18 protein-coding genes and 1 pseudogene are annotated in these 20,390 nt (G+C 50.3%); 10 read left to right on the forward strand and 9 right to left on the reverse strand.

Going from position 1 to position 20,390, the window contains the following annotated elements:
* Positions 1–126: 126 nt before the first annotated feature.
* From ACESTD_RS09500 to epsC, 3 genes are all read right to left on the reverse strand, one after another.
* Complete coding sequence (locus ACESTD_RS09500; protein ID WP_373158827.1) at positions 127–2,352, reverse strand: DPP IV N-terminal domain-containing protein; 2,226 nt, start codon at positions 2,350–2,352, stop codon at positions 127–129.
* A 20-nt stretch (positions 2,353–2,372) separates the two neighbouring features.
* Positions 2,373–3,872 carry a THUMP domain-containing protein gene (locus ACESTD_RS09505; protein WP_009037570.1) on the reverse strand — a complete coding sequence of 500 codons (1,500 nt, stop codon included), beginning with the start codon at positions 3,870–3,872 and terminating at the stop codon, positions 2,373–2,375.
* A 139-nt stretch (positions 3,873–4,011) separates the two neighbouring features.
* Positions 4,012–4,911: a serine O-acetyltransferase EpsC gene (gene epsC / locus ACESTD_RS09510; protein WP_005830965.1), complete on the reverse strand. Its 900-nt coding sequence runs from the start codon at positions 4,909–4,911 to the stop codon at positions 4,012–4,014.
* A gap of 219 nt (positions 4,912–5,130) precedes the next feature.
* On the opposite strand from epsC, the gene cysK reads away from it, so the two are divergent.
* Positions 5,131–6,078 (forward strand): cysteine synthase A, encoded by a 948-nt coding sequence (gene cysK, locus ACESTD_RS09515; RefSeq protein WP_022400956.1) that lies wholly within the window; start codon positions 5,131–5,133, stop codon positions 6,076–6,078.
* Positions 6,079–6,141: 63 nt separating this feature from the next.
* On the opposite strand, the gene ACESTD_RS09520 is transcribed toward cysK, so the two are convergent.
* Positions 6,142–6,618, reverse strand: coding sequence for a pyridoxamine 5'-phosphate oxidase family protein (locus tag ACESTD_RS09520; RefSeq protein ID WP_035457531.1), 477 nt, complete (start codon positions 6,616–6,618; stop codon positions 6,142–6,144).
* Positions 6,619–6,783: 165 nt separating this feature from the next.
* Positions 6,784–8,928, reverse strand: coding sequence for a ribonuclease R (rnr, locus tag ACESTD_RS09525; protein ID WP_005830959.1), 2,145 nt, complete (start codon positions 8,926–8,928; stop codon positions 6,784–6,786).
* A gap of 226 nt (positions 8,929–9,154) precedes the next feature.
* On the opposite strand from rnr, the gene ACESTD_RS09530 reads away from it, so the two are divergent.
* The 3 genes from ACESTD_RS09530 to ACESTD_RS09540 all read left to right on the forward strand — a co-directional run bounded on the left by ACESTD_RS09530 (position 9,155) and on the right by ACESTD_RS09540 (position 12,118).
* A complete protein-coding gene (locus ACESTD_RS09530) occupies positions 9,155–10,093 on the forward strand; it encodes a cation diffusion facilitator family transporter (RefSeq protein ID WP_057098047.1) in 939 nt (312 codons plus the stop codon).
* A gap of 61 nt (positions 10,094–10,154) precedes the next feature.
* Entirely contained in the window at positions 10,155–11,162 is a 1,008-nt protein-coding gene (locus tag ACESTD_RS09535; protein WP_005830955.1) for an NAD(P)-dependent oxidoreductase, read from the forward strand.
* The gene (locus ACESTD_RS09540; RefSeq protein ID WP_005830954.1) at positions 11,153–12,118 is read left to right on the forward strand and encodes a phosphatase PAP2 family protein; all 966 of its coding nucleotides are present in this window, start codon (positions 11,153–11,155) and stop codon (positions 12,116–12,118) included. Before ACESTD_RS09535 ends, ACESTD_RS09540 begins: the two co-directional genes overlap by 10 nt.
* Here ACESTD_RS09540 and ACESTD_RS09545 read toward each other — a convergent pair.
* The 3 genes from ACESTD_RS09545 to dusB all read right to left on the reverse strand — a co-directional run bounded on the left by ACESTD_RS09545 (position 12,115) and on the right by dusB (position 13,579).
* Positions 12,115–12,240 (reverse strand): hypothetical protein, encoded by a 126-nt coding sequence (locus ACESTD_RS09545; protein ID WP_005834280.1) that lies wholly within the window; start codon positions 12,238–12,240, stop codon positions 12,115–12,117. The two genes, ACESTD_RS09540 and ACESTD_RS09545, sit on opposite strands and share 4 nt — an antisense overlap.
* A 10-nt stretch (positions 12,241–12,250) precedes the next feature.
* Positions 12,251–12,496, reverse strand: a complete 246-nt coding sequence (locus ACESTD_RS09550; protein WP_055288301.1) for a hypothetical protein — start codon at positions 12,494–12,496, stop codon at positions 12,251–12,253.
* Positions 12,497–12,598: 102 nt separating this feature from the next.
* Positions 12,599–13,579, reverse strand: coding sequence for a tRNA dihydrouridine synthase DusB (gene dusB / locus ACESTD_RS09555; RefSeq protein WP_005834282.1), 981 nt, complete (start codon positions 13,577–13,579; stop codon positions 12,599–12,601).
* A 69-nt stretch (positions 13,580–13,648) separates the two neighbouring features.
* Between dusB and ACESTD_RS09560 the strand changes: the two genes are divergently transcribed.
* From ACESTD_RS09560 to dprA, 3 genes are read left to right on the forward strand one after another with little or no spacing between them, the layout of a single operon-like run.
* Entirely contained in the window at positions 13,649–14,941 is a 1,293-nt protein-coding gene (locus ACESTD_RS09560; RefSeq protein ID WP_005830944.1) for a peptidase U32 family protein, read from the forward strand.
* A gap of 31 nt (positions 14,942–14,972) precedes the next feature.
* Positions 14,973–15,389: a thioesterase family protein gene (locus ACESTD_RS09565; protein ID WP_005834284.1), complete on the forward strand. Its 417-nt coding sequence runs from the start codon at positions 14,973–14,975 to the stop codon at positions 15,387–15,389.
* 11 nt (positions 15,390–15,400) lie between these two features.
* Positions 15,401–16,519, forward strand: a complete 1,119-nt coding sequence (gene dprA, locus ACESTD_RS09570; RefSeq protein ID WP_005834286.1) for a DNA-processing protein DprA — start codon at positions 15,401–15,403, stop codon at positions 16,517–16,519.
* A gap of 19 nt (positions 16,520–16,538) precedes the next feature.
* Here the strand turns inward: dprA and ACESTD_RS09575 are convergent, their stop codons facing one another.
* Positions 16,539–17,342: a glycerophosphodiester phosphodiesterase family protein gene (locus ACESTD_RS09575; protein WP_009037576.1), complete on the reverse strand. Its 804-nt coding sequence runs from the start codon at positions 17,340–17,342 to the stop codon at positions 16,539–16,541.
* 536 nt (positions 17,343–17,878) lie between these two features.
* Here ACESTD_RS09575 and ACESTD_RS09580 point away from each other — a divergent pair.
* The 3 genes and pseudogenes from ACESTD_RS09580 to ACESTD_RS09590 form a co-directional block, all read left to right on the forward strand.
* Positions 17,879–18,394, forward strand: a pseudogene (locus ACESTD_RS09580) (DUF3575 domain-containing protein); the annotation flags it as partial.
* Entirely contained in the window at positions 18,370–19,374 is a 1,005-nt protein-coding gene (locus ACESTD_RS09585) for a DUF5119 domain-containing protein (protein WP_217291336.1), read from the forward strand. The pseudogene ACESTD_RS09580 and the gene ACESTD_RS09585, both read left to right, overlap by 25 nt.
* Before the next feature lie 45 nt (positions 19,375–19,419).
* Positions 19,420–20,388 (forward strand): fimbrillin family protein, encoded by a 969-nt coding sequence (locus ACESTD_RS09590; RefSeq protein ID WP_009037578.1) that lies wholly within the window; start codon positions 19,420–19,422, stop codon positions 20,386–20,388.
* Positions 20,389–20,390: the final 2 nt, after the last annotated feature.

Here is a 20,390-nt window from a genome sequence, read left to right on the forward strand (position 1 = left end):
TTGTACAGATTGTTATACTTAATGATTTATTCTCTCTTTTATTCTCTTCTTTCTTCTACCATCTACTCCCTATTTGCACGCCCGCACTGCATAGCAAATTGTACATTGTATATGGTACATTGTACATTAAAGATATTCTTCAAAATATCTTGTTATCTTCTCGTGCAGATGCACACGGTCGCGTCCCAGGACGTTGTGCTTGTGCGTGGGATAGATAAACAAATCGGGATAGGTACGGGCATCCACGCACGCCTTCATGAATGAAAGGGTGTGCTGCAGCACGCAGGTGTCGTCGTGGTCGTCGTGTATGATGAGCAGATGTCCTTTCAAGTTACCGGCAAGGTTTTTCAGATTTGTCTGCTTGTAGCCTTCCGGGTTCGCTTGCGGAGTGTCCATATAGCGCTCACCGTACATTATCTCGTAGTATCCCCAGTCGATAACCGGTCCGCCGGCAACGCCTACCTTGAAAATTTCGGGATAGCGCAGCATCAGCGCCGTAGTCATGTGTCCTCCGAAGCTCCAGCCGTGCACGCCGATACGCTCTCCGTCCACATAAGGCTGGCTTTTCAGGAATTCTACGCCCTTCACCTGGTCTTTGCCCTCTTCGATGCCCAGCTGGCGGAAGGTGGCGTTTTCAAACTCCAGTCCACGGTTGCTGCTGCCACGGTTGTCGAGGCTGAACATGATGTAGCCTTTGTTTGCCATGTAGATGTCCCAGCCGCGGGCATCGTTCATCCAGCCGTTCGTTATCATCTGGGCGTGCGGGCCGCCGTATACGTAGACGATGGCGGGATACTTCTTTGCCGGGTCGAAGTCGGCAGGCTTTATCAGGCGGTAGTACAAGTCTGTCTTGCCGTCGGCGGCTTTGATGGTGCCTACTTCTATGCTGGGCATTTCAAAGCCTTCGTAGGGGTTCTTGGCTGTCAGCAGTGTGTGTTCCCGTTGTTTTTTCGGGTTGGTGGACATCAGTTTTATGATACGGGGGCAAGTGGGCGAAGAGGCATTGTCGATGAGGTAAGTTCCCATGAAACCGGAGATTTGTGCCGAGTGCATGCCGGTTGGGTCTCCTATCAAGCTGCGTTTGCCATTCTTCAGGTTGACAGCGTAAAGGTTACTCTGCAAAGGAGAGATTTCCGTACTCTTGATGATGAGCTCTTTCGTGTTCCGGTTAAAACCTACGATGTCTTGTACAAGCCAGGGGCCGGAGGTGAGTTGCTTCAGCAGTTCCCCTTCCGTATTGTATAGGTACAGATGGTTGAAGCCGTCACGCTGGCTTTGATAGATGAACTTGTGGCTGTCCCATGGCAGGAATAGAATGGGAGATTGCGGCTCCACATATTTGGGATGTCTCTCTTCGATGAGCACTTGTTGCAGCTTTCCGCTTTCCGCATCGTACCGGCACAGTTTGGAGTGGTTTTGGTCTCGGTTTAGCTCTATCAGATAGAGGCTTTTACCATCCGGTGCCCAGGTGATGTTGGTGAAGTAGCGGTCTTTTGGGTCGCCCATGTCCAGGTAGATGGTCTTTTGAGTAGCCGGATTGTAGATACCTACCTTTACCTGATGGCTGAGCATGCCGGCCATGGGGTAGCGTATTTTATCCACCAGTGCTATTCTTGTCGTGATGTCAACCAATGGATAGGGGGTGACCATGCTTTCGTTCATTCGATAAAAGGCCAGCAGGTCCCCGGCAGGATTCCAGAAAGTGCCTTTTGAAATGCCGAATTCATTGCGGTGCACACTTTGTCCGCAGACGATACCTTCCGGTTCGTTGGTGACTTTCAGGGTTTGCCCGTCACCGGTCATCACATAGAGATTATTGCCGATAGTATAAGCCAAATGGCGGCTTACCTCGTTCCAATCCTCATTTGCGGCTTGGGTGGGGCAAGGCTGGCTCCAGATGACTTTTTTCTTCTTCCAGTCGACGAGGGCACGGTACTTGCCGGTGTTCAGCAGCAGGAGTGGGTCTATTTGGACTTGAATACCCAGATTGACGCCTCGGGGTACGTTGACAGCCTTTGCAGCATGAAAGTGACGCAGTTTTCCAAGTCCTTTTTCTTCCAGCAGCGCGTTGGCTTCTTCCAATGTGATGGCAGTGAATTTCTCTCCGGGCTTGGCACCTAATCCTTTGACAGCCCATGTACCTTCTATATTGTCGATGCCAAGTTCCAGACAAGCGGCATCGCCCCACCACTGGTACGATTTGTTTTCCGGTTTGTGGTAGGTCTCACCTCCGGGAATCAGATCTTCCAGGGTCGGCTTTTTTAGTTCTTGTGCCATAGCGTTTGTTGCAAGCAGAGCAGGTACTGTTATCAGCAGTGCAAGAATGCTCTTACTTATTTTCTTTGCATTCATTCTCCTTGTCATTGTTCGTGTTATTCTTCTTCCTTCTTTCCCGCCTCTCTTCTTTTGCTTTCCGGGTAAGACTCACCCGACCTTGTTCTGCGTTCTCCACCGAATTCACGTCTTTCCCTCGGTCTGAACTCCCGTCTTTCCCCATCCTTGAACTCTCTTCTTTCACGCGGACGGAATTCGCGCTTTTCGCCGTCCTTGAATTCTCTTGGTCTGCGTTCGCCGTTGAACTCGCGTCTTTCGCTACCGAATTCACGTCTCTCTCCACTGAATCGGGGACGGAATTCGCGTCTTTCTCCGGGTTTGAACTCTTTCCGTTCCCCAGAAGCCGGACGAAATTCTTTGCGCTCCTTGCTCAACTCCTCGCCTTCGGCACGGAATTCCTTGTACTTTCCATCGAAGATTTCGTACTGGCGGAATTCGCATTCCAGCGCACCATTGAATAAAGGTATCTTGGAGGTGGCTTTTAGCCCGATTTGGTCGAAGCACTCTTCCCGGTAAGAAAGAATCCATGCGGTGTTGCCCGTAAAGGCATGTTTCAGACGCTCGCCAATCATGGAGTAAAGGCCCAGCAGGTCGTTGGTAGAGATACGCTCACCGTAGGGAGGATTGGTGATGATGATGGATTTCTCCGCAGGTTGCTCGAATTGCTGGAAAGGTTGCAGCTTCAATACCACGTCCTTGCTTACGCCGGCAGCCTTTATATTGTGTGTGGCAATTTCGTTTGCCTTCGGGCTGTTGTCGTAACCGTATATCTTATGCGTAAATTCACGTTCCTGGCTGTCGTCATTGTATATCGTGTCGAACAGCTCCTGGTCAAAATCCACCCACTTCTCGAAAGCGAACTCCTTGCGGAATACGCCCGGAGCGATGTTGCGTGCAATCAGCGCCGCTTCGATGGGAATGGTTCCCGAACCACACATCGGGTCTATCAGGTCGCATTCGCCACGCCAGCCGGTCATCAATATCATGCCGGCGGCCAGCACCTCATTCAGCGGGGCCTCTACTGCTTCCTGGCGATAACCGCGGCGGTGCAGCGATTCGCCGCTGGAGTCGAGAGACAGCGTACATTTGGTTTCGGCAATGTGTATGTTCAGCAGCACGTCCGGTTTGTTGACACGCACGCCGGGACGTTCGCCGGTCTTCTCGCGGAAATAGTCCACGATGGCATCCTTCACCTTGTAGGAAACGAACTTGGAATGACGGAACTCTTCACTGAATACAACCGCGTCCACGGCAAAGGTCTTGTCCGTATCCAGATAGTCTTCCCATCGGATGGCTTTAATCTGTTCGTAAACCTCGTCGGCATCCTTGGCTGTGAAGTGTTTGATGGGTTTCAGTATCCGGATGGCTGTACGCAGGCAGAAGTTTGCCTTGTACATCATTTCCTTATCACCACTGAAAGATACCATGCGGCGGCCTATTTCTATTTCGTTGGCGCCCAGTGCAGTCAGCTCTTGTGCCAGTACCTCTTCCAGTCCTTGGAAGGTTTTGGCAATCATTTCAAAAGATTGTTCGCTCATCTATGCATTTACTTTATGTGAATCGGCAATCTGGGTAGTTGTCACTCGTTTCTCTCATTAGTGGCTGATAACCATTTAACTACTTGAACTGCTGATTTGAGTTATTTACGATTTTAATTGTTTATTGGTTGTTTGTGACTTACTTCTTGGCCTTTGTCTGTACAATCCTTGCTCCTGCGGGAACATCTTCTGTCACCCAGATATTGCCGCCTACGGTGGCTCCTTGTCCGATGGTGATGCGTCCCAATATGGTGGCGTTGGAATAGACTATCACATTGTCTTCCAGAATGGGATGGCGGGGAATACCCTTGATGGGCTTGCCGTCTTCGTCTAGCGGGAAGCTCTTGGCACCGAGGGTCACACCCTGGTACAGCTTCACGTTGTTGCCGATGATGCAGGTCTCGCCGATTACCACACCCGTACCGTGGTCGATGGTAAAATAACCACCTATTTCCGCTCCTGGATGGATATCGATTCCCGTTTCACTGTGCGCCATCTCGGTGATGATGCGGGGAATGAGGGGAACACCCAACTTGAGCAACTCGTGTGCGATGCGGTAGTTGCTGATGGCGCGGATGGCCGGATAGCAGCTGATGACTTCGCCGAACGACTGTGCGGCGGGGTCACCGTTGTAGGCGGCTTCCACATCTGTGGCGAGTGTACGTCTCATTGCCGGCAGGTTGCTGATGAACTTGGCAGCCAATAAGGCGGCTTCTTCCCGTTGGAGCTCGGTACAACAGTTGCATTCGCCGTCGCCTGCAAAGCAGAGGCCGGCAAGGATTTGCTCGGTCAGCAGGTCGAACAAGCGTTCGACATTGACACCGATATGGTAAGTCACCGTACGGCTGTTGACCGTAGAATTTCCGAAATATCCGGGGAAGATGATGGCTCGCGCCAGTTCGATGATGTCGCGCAGCACTTTTGCCGAAGGCAGCGGGTTGCCGTCCGTATGCTGGTGAAACAGTCCTTTGTATGATTCGCTTTCCGATAGCTCATCGACTGCTTGTGTCAAAATGTGGGTAAAGTTGAGTGGACTCATTATGATATCCTTAAGTTTAAAAGTGGCAACAAAGATAGGAAATACTCGTCAAATATCCTACATATCCCTCATTTATAGTACGTATTTACCATATTTGTGGTATTTTCTACGAACCAATTTTGCGCTACTTTTGTCTTGTAAGAAATAACATACCTCGTTCCACTCCGGATTGTTAGTCTTTTCCCTTAGGGGAATGAGGAATTTAAAAACAGTTGGATTATGAAGAAGATAGCAGAACGCCTTACCGACCTGGTAGGCAACACTCCCTTGCTGGAGTTGAATAATTATAACAAGAATAAGCGTCTGAAAGCCCGTGTTATCGCCAAATTGGAATATTTTAACCCCGCCGGCAGTGTGAAGGACCGCGTGGCGCTTGCCATGATAGAAGATGCCGAGGCAAAAGGACTGTTGAAGCCCGGTGCTACCATCATCGAACCTACCAGTGGGAATACGGGCGTAGGGCTGGCTTTTGTGGCCGCTGCCAAAGGTTACAAGCTGATACTGACGATGCCCGACACAATGAGCTTGGAACGCCGCAACCTTTTGAAAGCCCTCGGTGCGGAATTGGTACTGACTCCGGGTGCCGACGGTATGAAAGGCGCCATAGCCCGTGCCGAAGAACTGAAAGCCGCCAACCCCGGCTCGCTGATTCTACAGCAATTTGACAACCCTGCCAATCCGGCAATGCACGAGCGTACTACCGGACAAGAAATCTGGCGTGATACAGACGGCCGGGTGGATATTTTCGTGGCCGGTGTAGGTACGGGAGGCACAGTGAGTGGTGTGGGTGCAGCCTTGAAAGCCAATAACCCAAAGGTAAGGATTGTGGCTGTGGAGCCCGAAGATTCTCCCGTACTTTCCGGTGGGAAGCCCGGTCCCCATAAAATACAAGGTATCGGTGCCGGATTTGTGCCGAAGAACTATAACAGTGCCGTGATAGACGAAGTGCTGCTGGTATCCAATGATGACGCCATCCGTACGGGTCGCGAACTGGCGAAGTATGAGGGACTGCTGGTCGGCATCTCTTCGGGAGCTGCCGTTGCTGCAGCTACCCGCTTGGCACGGTTGCCCGAGAATGAAGGAAAGACGATTGTAGCGCTGCTGCCCGATACGGGAGAACGGTATCTTTCGACGCTGTTGTATGCATTTGAGGAATATCCGTTGTAAAAGTAAATATTTCTGCCGGTTATCCGCTCCATCAATGTGGAGCAGGTGACCGGCAGATGGTATTTATAGTTCGCTTGGTCTTAACCCGAATGACCGGCAGCTTATTTTCTCTACTTTTACTTCCCATATCTTGACATTGCGTACGGCGGGTTCAGCATATTTGCATTCATTTTCCGTATATTGCTTCATCAGCATGTCGAGTACGCGTCGCTTCTCTTCCATGTCTTCCACGAAGTGTACTTTCCCACGACAGATAACACTGCGCGACTTCATGCTGTAGCTGCATGCCACTTGCCGGTGCATATAAACCAGCTCGTGTCCTTCGCAGAAGGTGATGCAAACTTGCGGGTGCTTTGTTACCATCTCCACTTTACTGCCTTCCGGGCCGGAATGCAAGTATATTACCCCGTCTTGATAGGCAAAGTTCATGGGAACCGTATATGGGTTTCCTTCAAGGTCTGTGATGCCCACTATGCAGTATGGGCATTTACGGATAATTTCCTCAATCTGTGTAGGGTCTGTAATAGTAATTGTCTTCATGTGCAAAGCCTCACCCCCGGCCCCTCTCCGAAAGAGAGGGGAGTGGGGAAGTGGGGATATTTAATATTGTAGGGTTATTCTTTATTTCACTTCACTCAAGTTTCGCAAGTTTTCAATTCATTGCTCTCCTCTCCCCTCTCTTTCGGAGAGGGGTCGGGGGTGAGGTTACACCAGTGCAAAGTCCAGCTGCTTCTTTTCCAAGTTAGCGCGTGCCACCTTAATGGTAATGGCATCTCCCAGACTATAAATTTTATTTTTGCGGCGTCCGCGCAGGCAGTAGTTCTTTTCGTCGAATTCGTAATAGTCATCGTCGAGGTCGCGGATAGGAATCATGCCTTCGCACTTGTTCTCATTCAGCTCCACGTAGAGTCCCCATTCCGTTACGCCGGAGATGACGCCGTCGAAGGTCTGTCCCAGGCGTTCGGTCATGAATTCTACTTGCTTGTACTTGATGGAGGCGCGTTCCGCGTTGGAGGCTATCTGCTCCATGCTGCTGCTGTGTTCACAGAGGGCTTCGTATTTCTGTTCGGACACGGTGCGGCCTCCCTGGTCCAAGTACTTGGTGAGCAGACGGTGTACCATCATATCCGGATAGCGGCGGATGGGCGAGGTGAAATGGGTATAGTAATCGAAAGCCAAACCATAGTGCCCCACGTTATGCACGGAGTAGCGTGCCTTCTGCATGGCGCGGATGGAGACGGTTTCAATCAAGTTCTCCTCCTTCTTGCCCTGGATGTCGTCCAGCAGGTGGTTGATGGACTTGGAGATGTCGGTCTTTGTACCGCTGGTACGCAGCTTGTAGCCGAAACGGGCGATGAACTGTGCCAGGTTGTCCAGCTTCTCCGGGTCGGGGAGGTCGTGAATACGGTATGGCAACACTTTGGCTTTCTTGCCTTTGGGCACGCGGCCTATCTTTTCGGCTACGGTGCGGTTGGCAAGCAGCATGAACTCCTCTATCAGCTTGTTGGCATCTTTCGACTCCTTGAAGTAGACGCTGACGGGTTTGCCCTTCTCGTCAATTTCGAACTTCACTTCGTAGCGGTCGAAGTTGATGGCTCCTGCCTTAAAGCGGTTCTCACGCAGTATTTTGGCAAGCTTATCCAGTTGGAGCACCTCTTCCTGGAAGTCTCCTTTGCCGGTTTCTATAATCTCCTGGGCTTCTTCGTAGGTGAAGCGGCGGTCGCTCTTGATGACGGTATGTACCACGCGTGAGTTCTTCACTTCGCCTTTTTCCGTCATTTCAAAGATGACGGAGTAGGCAAGCTTCTCTTCGTCGGGGCGGAGTGAACAGATGAAATTACACAACCGTTCGGGGAGCATTGGGATGGTGCGGTCTACGAGGTAGACGGATGTGGCACGCTTCTCGGCTTCCTTGTCTATGATGCCGCCCTCTTTCACGTAGTGGGTCACGTCGGCAATGTGTACGCCTACTTCCCAAAGTCCCCCTTTCAGTTTGCGGATGGAGAGGGCGTCGTCGAAGTCCTTGGCATCCTTGGGGTCGATGGTGAAGGTGGTCACACCCCGGAAGTCCTCACGTCGGGCTATTTCCTCGGCGGAGATTTCGGCGGGTATCTTGTCGGCAGCTTTCTCTACGGCAGCGGGGTAGACATAGGGCAGGCCGAATTCCGCCAGGATGGCGTGCATCTCGGTGGTATTGTCTCCTGCGCGCCCCAGGATGTCGATTACCTGGCCGATGGGGTTCTTGGCTTTGTCGGGCCATTCCACCACCTTTACGATGGCTTTGTCGCCCGTCTTGCCGCCTTTCAACTTTTCTTTGGGGATGAAGATGTCGTTGGCAAGCGTACGGTTTTCCGTTACAAGGAAAGCGTATGACTTGGCAACTTCCAGGGTACCCACGAAGGTGTCGTTGGCACGTTCCAGTATCTCGATGACTTCTCCTTCGGCTTCGCGTCCGCGACGCTTGGCATAGAAGGCGATACGCACTTTATCATTGTTCATGGCGTGTGCCGAGTTGCGTTCGGCCACGAATATCGGTTCGCCTCCACCTTCCGGTATAAAGGAATTCTTGCCGTTGCTCTTGCGCTGGAAGGTTCCGGTCATTTCCACGCCGTGGTTGTTCAGCTTGTATTTGTGCTTGTCCACTTCTGTGATGTAGTCGTCCATCGACAGTTCGGACAAGATGTCCATGCACAGCATCTTCAGCGGATGTGTGGTGAGGTGGAGTTGTTCAAAGATGTATTTCAGGGATAATACTTCGTCTTGCTTTGTGTGGAAGAATTCCAGCAGTACTTTGACGAGCTCTTTCTTCTTCATGCGTTTGCCGGCTTTCTTTTCTTTCTTTTTGGCCATAATGTTATGATGTATTTTATGTATAAATAGAGATTCTGTGTCAATCTGTGTAATCTGTGGTGATTACCTCTTGCAAAGTAAACAAATAAATATGTTCCTTCGTTCACTCAGACTTCAAAATATTATCATTCTATTGAAAATAATGAAGGAACGACAGATTGTAATGGATTTATGTACTATATTTGCACACAAAGTGAAGATAGGCTGTACCTTAGACGAAAAGCAGATGGAAATGCAAACTCTGAACAAAAAAGTAGATGCCACACGGGAAAAAGACATTTACCGGGTGACGGTTGTGGGAAGTGTGGTAAACTTTCTCTTGCTTGTCTTCAAATTCTTTGCAGGTATTGTAGGTCACAGTGCCGCCATGCTGGCGGATGCGGTACATTCTTTGTCGGATTTCATTACAGATATTATTGTCATTGTTTTTGTGCGCATTTCGGCAAAGCCCGAAGATGAAGGACACGATTACGGTCATGGCAAGTACGAGACGCTGGCAACTGCCATTATCGGTATTTTTCTGTTGTTTGTGGGATTCGGCATTTTCTGGAACGGGGCTTCCTCCATTTACCGCTTCCTGCAAGGCGGCTCTCTGCAGGAACCCGGTATACTGGCACTGGTGGCTGCATTGGTATCCATCGTTTTCAAGGAAGTGCTTTATCAATATACCGTATTCAAGGGCAGGAAGTTGAATTCGCAGGCGGTTGTTGCCAATGCCTGGCATCACCGGAGTGACGCGTTTTCGTCCATAGGCACGGCAGCGGGTATAGGTGGCGCCATTCTTTTGGGTGACCATTGGCGGGTGTTGGACCCGGTGGCAGCAGTTATTGTCAGCTTCTTCATTATGAAGGTGGCCGTGCAGTTGTTGATACCGTGTGTGGACGAACTGTTGGAGAAATCGTTGCCCGTCGAGGTGGAGGATGAGATACTGAAGACGATTCTTTCTTTTCCCGGTATCAGCTCGCCGCATCACCTTCGTACGCGCCGCATCGGCAGTTATTGTGCCATCGAGGTGCATGTGCGTATGGATGGCAGCATCTCGCTGGAGGAAGCTCACGAGACGGCAACGGCGGTGGAGAACAAGCTGAAAAGGCAGTTCGGCAAAGGAACACTGGTCAGCATCCATGTGGAGCCGGTGAAGAAGAGTAACGAGGCGACAGAGTAACACAAGGAGCGTCAAGGTGACGGACCGGATGAAAAGTAATTAGTAATTTGTAACAGAAGAAGTGGAATCGATTTTAATTACAGGAGCAAGCGGATTTATCGGAAGTTTCATCGTGGAGGAGGCGTTGAAGCGCAAGTTCGGTGTGTGGGCGGGTGTACGTTCGTCCAGCAGCCGCGAGTATCTGCGTGACCGCAAGATACATTTCCTCGAACTGGACTTTGCGCACCCCAATGAACTGAGGGCACAACTCTCGGGACATAAAGGGACCTACAATAAATTTGATTATATTGTCCATTGTGCCGGTGTGACGAAGTGTGTGGACAAGAACGAATTCGATTTGGTGAATTATCTGCAGACCAAATACTTCATCGATACGCTGAGGGAGCTGAACATGATTCCCAAGCAGTTTATCTTCATCAGTACGCTGAGTGTGTTCGGCCCGGTACGCGAGAGGACCTACGACCCGATTATGGAGAGTGACCCCCCTTCACCCAATACCGCCTACGGACTCAGTAAACTGAAAACAGAACTTTATTTGCAGAGTATTCCGGGTTTCCCCTACGTCATCTACCGGCCGACGGGTGTATACGGGCCGCGTGAGAAGGATTATTATCTTATGGCAAAGTCCATCCGGCAGCATACGGACTTTTCTGTAGGCTTCTGCCGCCAGGACTTGACGTTTGTATATGTAAAGGATATCGTGCAAGCCGTCTTCCTCGGGATAGAGAAGCAGGTGTCCCGCCGCGCCTATTTCCTGGCTGACGGGAAGGTGTATAGCAGCCGTGCTTTTTCCGATTTGATAAGGAAAGAATTGGGCAATCCGTTTGTTATTCGCTTGAGATGTCCGTTAATTGTATTGAAAGTCGTATCTTTGCTCGCTGAATTTTGGGCGAAGCGGCAGAACAAGACCAGTACGCTCAATTCGGACAAGTATAGAATAATGAAACAACGCAACTGGCAGTGTGACATCACACCGGCCGTCGAGGAACTGGGCTTCAGTCCTGAGTACGACCTGGAACGGGGTGTAAAGGAAACCATTGCCTGGTATAAGGATAAGGGATGGCTTTAGATTTATTTAAAAGGGTAGAAACCCGTAAGGGGCTTTTTGCGGTAGAGAAGATTACGCTGATATACAATTTGCTGACTTCCATTCTCATTCTGTTTCTTTTTCAGGAAATGGATCATCCGGTGCAGATGCTTGCAGACCGTGTTGTCATTGCGGGTATGACGTTCCTGCTGATGTATCTTTACCGGCTGGCACCCTGCAAGTTCTCTGCCTTTGTGCGCATAGCCATCCAGATGTCACTGCTTTCCTATTGGTATCCCGACACCTTTGAGTTCAACCGGATATTCCCCAATCTCGACCACGTGTTCGCGTCGGTGGAGCAGTGGATGTTTGGCGGACAGCCTGCTGTATGGTTCTGTGAAAGGTTTCCGCAGATGTGGGTGAGCGAGCCGTTCAATATGGGATACTTCTTCTATTATCCGATGATTCTGCTGGTGGTGGTGTGGTATTTCCTTTATCGTTTCGACCTTTTCGAGAAGGTTTCGTTCGTCATCGTCACCGCTTTCTTCATCTATTACCTTATTTATATCTTCGTCCCCGTTGCCGGGCCGCAGTTCTACTTCCCCGCCATTGGAAGCGACCATGTGGCGCAAGGTATCTTCCCGTCCATCGGTGACTATTTCCATCACCATCAGGAACTTCTTCCCGGTCCGGGCTATGAGCACGGCTTCTTCTACAACCTGGTGGAGAGTTCCCAGCAGGTGGGTGAGCGCCCCACGGCTGCTTTTCCCAGTTCGCACGTCGGAATGTCTACGGTACTGATGATTATGGCATGGCGTGGCAGCAAGCGTCTGTTTGCCTGCTTGTTTCCTTTCTATCTGCTGTTGTGCGGGGCTACGGTCTATATCCAGGCACATTACCTGATAGACTCTATCGTGGGTTTCGTATCGGCTTTCGGCATTTATATCCTGGCCACGTGGATGTTCAAGCGATGGTTTGCGCAGCCGATGTTCCGCTAGTCGGGCACGGTGATTATCTTTCCACTGTCTGTGGGCAATACCAATGTACGCGGATAAACTTCTGCCGGAAGTGAATGCTGGAAGTTTACGATGAGCTGTTTGAGCAGTTTTTTCTTTTTCATAAAGACATATTTATGGGATTCTTTCTTTCTTGGGAAGACGAATATAGGGACTTGTTTCTTTCTGCCAAAGAAACAATGTTTTTTTTCTTGCCTCCTTGTTGGCAAGGTTTTGCCTTCCCATTGGCAAGGCTTTGCCACCGCGTTGGCAAAACTTTGCCATAGGCATGGCAAAAGTTTGCCAAGGGCAAGGCAAGTGGTTGGCAAAATTTCTTGCTGACAGACAGTGAGTTATGCGGATGGCAACAAAGCGTGTCATCTGCGTCTGAATAGCCCCCCTCTCAGAAGCTATTCAAGAAGGGGCGTGAGGATGATTGCTCAAGTATCGGACTCGATGGTAAAAATCGTATGCGGTTTTCTCCTATGGCAGCAACGGTTCTATCTCTTCGAAGATGCGGTACAGTTCCTCCTTCGTCTCTGCCCGCAGCATGGCTATCCGGGTGTCGCGGAAATTGGGAATCCCTTTGAAGAGCGGGCTTGCTGCCAGGTGGCGGCGCACGTGCAGTATGCCCCGTCGTTCATCCAGCAGGTTGACGCTGTCTTCCACTTCCTGGCGGAGTACGTTCAGCCGCCATTCGGAACTCAGCGGAGGGAGTTCTTCGCCCGTCTCCAAATAATGCTTCACTTCCTTAAAGAACCACGGGCGGCCGAAGCTGGCACGGCCTATCATGATGGCGTCCACACCGTAGAGGTCGAAGCATTCTTTGGCCCGTTGGGGAGTGGTGATATCACCGTTGCCGATGATGGGAATGTGCATGCGTGGGTTCTTTTTCACCTCGCCGATAAGTGTCCAGTCCGCCTCGCCGGTATACATCTGGGCGCGGGTACGGCCGTGGATGGTGAGGGCGGCAATGCCGCAGTCCTGCAACTGCTCGGCAAGGTCTACGATGATTTTACTGTTGGCATCCCAGCCCAGGCGGGTCTTCACGGTGACGGGAATCTTCACGGCATCTACCACGGCACGAGTGATTTCCAGCATCAGCGGAATGTTCTGTAGCATACCGGCACCGGCACCCTTGCCGGCAACGCGCTTCACGGGGCAGCCGAAGTTGATGTCCAGCGTGTCCGGATGTGCCTGCTCCACAATGCGGGCGGCTTCTACCATGGTGGCGGTGTCCCGTCCGTATATCTGTATGGCTACGGGCCGCTCTTCATCGCTGATGTTCAGTTTCTGCTGGGTCTTGCCTACGGAGCGTATCAAGGCATCGGCAGAAACGAACTCGGTATATACCATGTCTGCTCCGAAGTGCTTGCACATCAGGCGGAAAGCAGGGTCGGTGACGTCCTCCATCGGGGCGAGGAATACGGGGCGTGGGCCCAGGTCTATATCTTTAATCTTCATAATCTAAGCGGATTTGTCCGCAAAAGTACAGAAAAAAGCCTACCTTTGCGTACTCTAATTCAAAAAGAAATGATGAAACACTCAATCAGTGACTTCGAAATCATGGCACCGGTAGGCTCGCGCGAATCTCTCGCAGCAGCCATACAAGCAGGTGCCGACTCCATCTATTTCGGTATCGAGAACCTGAACATGCGTGCCCGTTCGGCAAATACCTTCACTATCGACGATTTGCGGGAAATAGCCCGGACGTGCGACGAACATGGCATGAAGAGCTACCTCACCGTCAATACCATTATATACGACCATGACATTCCGCTGATGCGTACCATTGTAGATGCGGCAAAGGCGGCAGGCATCTCGGCAGTCATTGCCGCTGATGTGGCAGTGATGAGCTATGCCCGGCAGATAGGGCAGGAGGTACACCTCAGCACACAGCTCAACATCAGCAACGTGGAAGCCCTGCGCTTCTATGCGCAGTTTGCCGATGTGGTGGTGCTGGCGCGTGAGTTGAATCTGGAGCAAGTGGCAGAAATCTACCGCCATATCCGTGAGGAGAATATCTGTGGACCCAGCGGAGAGCAGATACGTATAGAGATGTTCTGCCACGGTGCCCTTTGCATGGCAGTCAGCGGAAAGTGTTATCTCTCATTGCATGAGATGAACCACTCAGCCAACCGTGGTGCTTGCATGCAGGTATGCCGCCGTAGTTATACGGTGCGCGACAAGGAGACGGATGTGGAATTGGAGGTGGACAACCAATACATCATGTCCCCCAAAGACTTAAAAACTATCCACTTCATGAATAAGATGCTGGATGCAGGTGTTCGTGTTTTCAAAATAGAAGGACGTGCCCGCGGACCCGAGTACGTGCGCACGGTAGTGGAGTGTTACAAAGAAGCCATCCGTTCCTATCTGGACGATACATTCACCGATGAGAAAATTGCCCGGTGGGACGAACGTTTGAAGACGGTCTTCAATCGTGGTTTCTGGGACGGCTACTACCTGGGACAACGCTTGGGCGAATGGACCAAGAACTACGGCTCTGCCGCTACGGAACGTAAAATCTATGTGGGTAAGGGCATCCGCTACTTCTCAAACATCGGTGTGGCAGAGTTCCTGGTAGAAGCAGCCGAAGTGAGCGTAGGCGACAAGTTGCTGATTACGGGTCCCACAACGGGTGCCGAATTCGTCACTTTGGACGAGGCACGCGTCGATTTGAAACCCGTGCAGACTGTAAAGAAAGGCCAGCATTTCTCGATGAAATCGGTGAAAATACGTCCCAGTGACAAACTCTACAAGCTGGTCAGCGTAGAGGAACTGAAGAAGTTCAAAGGCTTGGATGTGGAGAAACAACGTGGCTAAGTATCAAATAGTAAATAGTCCAATAGTAAATATGAATTATATCTATGAACTTCCCATGAAGGTGCGCGACTATGAATGCGACCTGCAAGGCATCGTCAATAATGCCAATTATCAGCATTATCTGGAGCATACGCGCCATGAGTTTCTGTTGAGTGCCGGCGTCAGCTTTGCCGGACTGCACGAGCAGGGGGTAGACCCGGTAGTGGCACGTATCAATATGGCTTTCAAGACTCCCCTGAGGAGTGGTGACGAGTTTGTCTCCAAACTCTACATGAAGAAGGAGGGTATCAAGTACGTCTTTTACCAAGATATCTTCCGTGCTTCCGACGGCAAAGTCTGTCTCAAAGGCATAGTTGAAACCGTATGTGTGGTGAACGGGCGGTTAAGCGATAGCGAACTGTTCGACCGTCTCTTTGCCCCTTATCTCAATCCGTGTGAATCTGTGTAATCTGTGGTGGAATGAACAGTGACGAACGGATTTGCAGCATAGCTCTCACACTTTGCCCCGGTATAGGACATATCGGGGCAAAGCGTTTAATAGAGGGTATGGGCAGTGCTGCCGAAGTATTCAGTCGGCGGAAGGAGCTCCCCGAAATCATGCCCGGTGTGAATCCGGGGGTAGTGACGGCTCTTGATTGTCCCGCTGCCTTTCTGCGTGCCGAGCAGGAGATGGAGTTTGTAGAGAAGAATCGTCTTTCCTGCCTGACGTTGAAGGATGAGGCTTACCCTTCCCGCTTGCGCGAATGTGAGGATGCGCCGATTGTACTTTTCTTTAAAGGAAACACCGATTTCAACCGCCTGCATGTCATCGATATGGTAGGTACACGCCGTGCCACCGATTACGGCAAGCAATTCTGTGCCGACTTCCTGCGCGATTTGGCCGTTCTTTGTCCCGATGTGCTGGTAGTAAGCGGACTGGCTTACGGGATAGATATCCATGCCCATCGGGCCGCTTTGGCAAATCATCTCCCTACCGTTGCTGTCCTTGCTCACGGACTGGACCGCATCTATCCGTATGTCCACCGGAAAACAGCCATCGACATGCTGGCACAAGGCGGACTGCTGACCGAATTCCTTACCGGGACGAATCCGGACAAGCATAATTTCGTCAGCCGCAACCGTATTGTGGCGGGTATGAGTGATGCTACCATTGTGGTGGAGTCTGCCGCAAAGGGAGGTTCCCTTATCACTGCAGAGTTGGCGGAGGGATACCATCGTGACTGCTTTGCCGTTCCGGGGCGTGTTACGGACGAATCTTCCATCGGTTGTAACCGGTTGATACGCGACAACAAGGCCGCCCTTATCCAGAGTGCGGAAGAGTTTGTGCAGATTATGGGCTGGGCCGTAGCGGAGCAGCCTGCCCGGACAGAAGGTATTCAGCGTAATCTCTTTCCGGAACTGACAGAAGAGGAGGAGCTTGTTGTGCGCATCCTTATGCGGCAGGGAGACCTCCATATCAATGCGATGGTGGTGGAAGCGGACATACCCGTCAACCGGATGAGTGCCTTGCTTTTTGAATTGGAGATGAAGGGAGTGGTCAAGGCAATGGTGGGTGGTGTCTATCACTTGCTGACTTGAGCGCGGCAGGTCTCTTGCCTTATATGGACGGTTTCCCGTATTTCATGATGAACTTTTCCGGGTGGTCCGTCGCTATGATGTCTACCCCCAGGTCGACTGCCTTCTGGTTCTCTTCCGTCTTGTCGTCCAGCCCCAAGACGAGTGCCAGTACCTGCAGGTTGTGCTCACGGCATTTCTTTACGAATTGTGGGGTAAGGGAGTCAATCCAGACGACAGCGATGTCGGGATGCAGTTCCTTTACGACATGCTCTATGTCCTTTTCACTTTTGATGTAGGCTTGCAGGGTTCTTACCTCGGGTGCCATCTTTCTGAAGCATTTGGCATGATACTCCTTGCTGAAGGTGAAGTTGCAGTTTTCCAGCATGCCTTCGTCCTTTATCAGATCCAGTAATTGGTGCAGACCGCCGTTGCGGTAGTCGATGGTGATTCTTAAACCGTGCTCTTTGGCCTTGCGTAGCAGGTCGGTAAGACGTAGTACCCGTTGTCCGGCAAATCGGGGCGCAAACCAAGAGCCGGCATCCAGTGTGTCGATGTCGGCGGACAGCCATTGGGAGATGGCGCCGGTACCGTTGGTGGTACGGTCGAGGGTGGAATCGTGCAGTACGTAGAAGACACTGTCCTTACTGATGCAGACATCGCATTCTATATTGCCTACACCGTATTTGATGCACGAATCTACGGATGCCATTGTGTTTTCGGGAGCGATGGTGGCGGCACCACGGTGTGCGCTGGTTAGGGGTATCTTGGTGGTGGCGGCAGGCCGTTGGGAACATCCTGCGGTAAGTAGGATTATGGAAAGCAATGCGAGTACCGGTTTTTTCATAATGGGCTCAAGTGGTGATGTTTTCTTCTTTAACAGTTATAAAAGCCATCGAAGATAGCTATTTTTTGTCATTCGGAGAAACGTATGGGCATAAAAAAAGGAGTACCGCTGTACTCCAACCTTTGTTAACCTTAAATCTAATACTATGAAAAAAATCACATTACAAATGTAAGGTTCCCGTTGTTATCTTCCAAATTTCAGAATGTTCCTGCTACTTCTTTTGTATTTCTTTCACTGAATTTTACTGTTTTCGCACACGGATTGACTTTTTGAGAGAGAAGAATCTATTCACAGCGTCCCGGATAAGGCAGAAGTTGCAAATCTGTTTCAATCGTTTCACAGAACCTTTCAGCCTTTGAAAAGAGTGATGGAAAGTGATTTTTATTCGGTAATTATCTTCTACTTTTGTTTGTATACAACGCGAAATTATGGGAAAACGCATTTTTATATATGTCTTTTGGCTACTCCTTTTTTGCATGATGTCGGGGCAGGTAATAGGGCAGAATAAGTCGGTAGAATCCCATAGCCATACTTGTAAAACGGTGCTGGCGTTAAAAAATAATTTGCTTTACGACCTGGCCTTGGCTCCGAACATAGAAGTGGAGCTGCCATTGGGAAAGAGGTGGTCTTTGAATGTTGAGTACAAATGCCCTTGGTGGTCTGACAGCGGATGTAATTTCTGCTATCAGCTCCTTTCGGGAGGGACAGAGGCGCGTTACTGGTTGGGAAACCGCCATACGCGCGGAAGATTGTCCGGACACTTCCTGGGAGCATATGCCGAAGGAGGTACCTATGATTTTCAGTTGAAAAAGGAGAAGGGATACCGGGGGAAGTATTACGCAGCTGCAGGAATAACTTATGGATACGTGCGTCCACTGGCTCGGCATCTGGCGATTGAATTCAGTGTGGGCATTGGATACTTGGATACGGAGTACAGGAAATATACTTCTTATGGAAATGACTTGGTTTGGGTCAGCAGTGGAAAGTATCACTTTATCGGGCCGACAAAAGCAAAAATTTCTTTGGTATGGCTTCTAACGTCGGGGAGATGAGTGGTATGAAAGATGCACGGCATATGATTCTCTGGCTGTTCTTCGGGCTGTTGCCAATGCTGGGAAGCTGTGACTTCCGCGATATGCTGGATGATTATCCCGTTAGCGGAGTACAGATTAAACTGGATTGGAAAGGGGTGACGGATAAGCTGCCGCAGACCATGCGGATTATCTTCTATCCGAAAGATACTCAGGGGAGAAAGGTTGAAAGTTATCTGCCTGCCGGAGGGGGTGAGGTGAAGGTACCGCCGGGGAAGTATGCGGTGGTGGCCTATAACTTCAATACGGAGAGTATACAGATACGGGGCGACGAGAGTTATGAGACGATTGAGGCTTTTACGGGACACTGTACGGGGCTGGATGTACACGAAGATATGGTTTGGTCGCCCGACCCTTTGTATGTGGTGGCTTTGGACGAGGTGGAAATAAGGCAGAGTGATGTGGCGCTTCCGTTGAACTGGAAGCCGGAAGCGGTAGTGGACCATTATTCCTTTGATATAAAGGTGGAAGGATGGGATAGAATATCGAGCATCATCTGCCATGTGGACGGCTTGAACGGAAGTTACTTTATAGGCAACCGTGCTTGCCATTTGAGCGAGGTACCTATATGTGTGGATACAAAGCGTGAAAACGGGCTTTTATGGGGGCATTTCTCCAGTTTTGTATTACTGAAAGATACCAAGACCCGTGCGGATAGTCCTATGTTGCTGACACTGAAGATTGTGAAACGAGATAAAACGGTTCAAGAGGTGAAGGTGGATATCACGGAAGTGATTGAAACAGCTCCTCCCTCGGGAGGAGGCGAAGAAGAACCTGATGTGGGCGTTCCTGGGTCGGAAATCCATATCGAGGTTCCCGTACCGGAGGACAAGGTTGTGGTGGATGATTTGGAACCGAGAACCGATGAAGGAGATGGAGGGATTGGTGGCGATGTGGACGATTGGGATGATGAGACGGATGTGGAGCTACCGGTGAATTGATAGCAAACAGACAAATAAATATATTAACTTTAATAACAGACAATTATGAAGAAGGTTTTATTTTTGGCTTTGGCTGCAGCAGCAGTAATGAGTTGCTCGGAAAGTGAGGAGATAGAGAATGCCGGACAAAAGGCGGAGATTAAATTGGGAACAGTAGTGGGTAACACTACGAGAGCCACAGTGACTGATTTGCCGGAATTGCAGAAGGTAGGGTTCACTGTGTATGCTTATAATACGGGAGCAACAACAATGGCCTCTGTTGCGACTTTTGATGCGATGAAGGAATTCATGGCAGCTGTTAAGGTAACTTATAGTGCTCCCGACTGGAGTTTGACTGGGGGAACATATTATTGGCCAATGACGGATAACTTGCAGTTCTTTGCTTACGGGAATCCGGGTACCGGGGCCTTGACGTACAATCAACCGGCTGCTAGTGCTATATATCCTTCCATTACTTATACGGTAGCGGATGTAGCTGCCCAAACGGACTTGGTAGCCGCGAAAGCGACGGATGCAACCAAGGCATCAAATGCCAGTGGGGTATCTTTGAAATTCGGCCATATACTGACCCAAATAAATTTCACTGTCAAGGCAGCCGACGCTTTGACTTATAAACTGAAAACACTTACAATATCCGGTGTGCACAATAAAGGAACTTATGGTTTTGATGATTCAATATGGAAGTCACAGGAAGGAACAGCCACTTATGCACATACGATTGACGATGGTGCATTGGAAGTGAATACAACGGGTGTGGAAGTGAATACAGCCTGGATGTTGATGCCCCAGACGTTGGATACGAATGCCAAAATCAATGTTGTCTATGACATCTATGAGAAAGACGTTCTTCTTGATACTGTAACTTCCGCCATTGACTTGAATGATACACAAGCCTGGGGTGAAGGCAAAAAGATACGTTATACGCTGACGCTGGCCAATAAGGCGGCAAAAGTAACCTTTGTACCTGAAGTTGGTCCATGGAGTACGGCTGATGATACGAACGTGGAAAAATAAAA

The organism is Bacteroides sp. AR20 (assembly GCF_964250605.1).
Classification (GTDB): domain Bacteria; phylum Bacteroidota; class Bacteroidia; order Bacteroidales; family Bacteroidaceae; genus Bacteroides; species Bacteroides uniformis.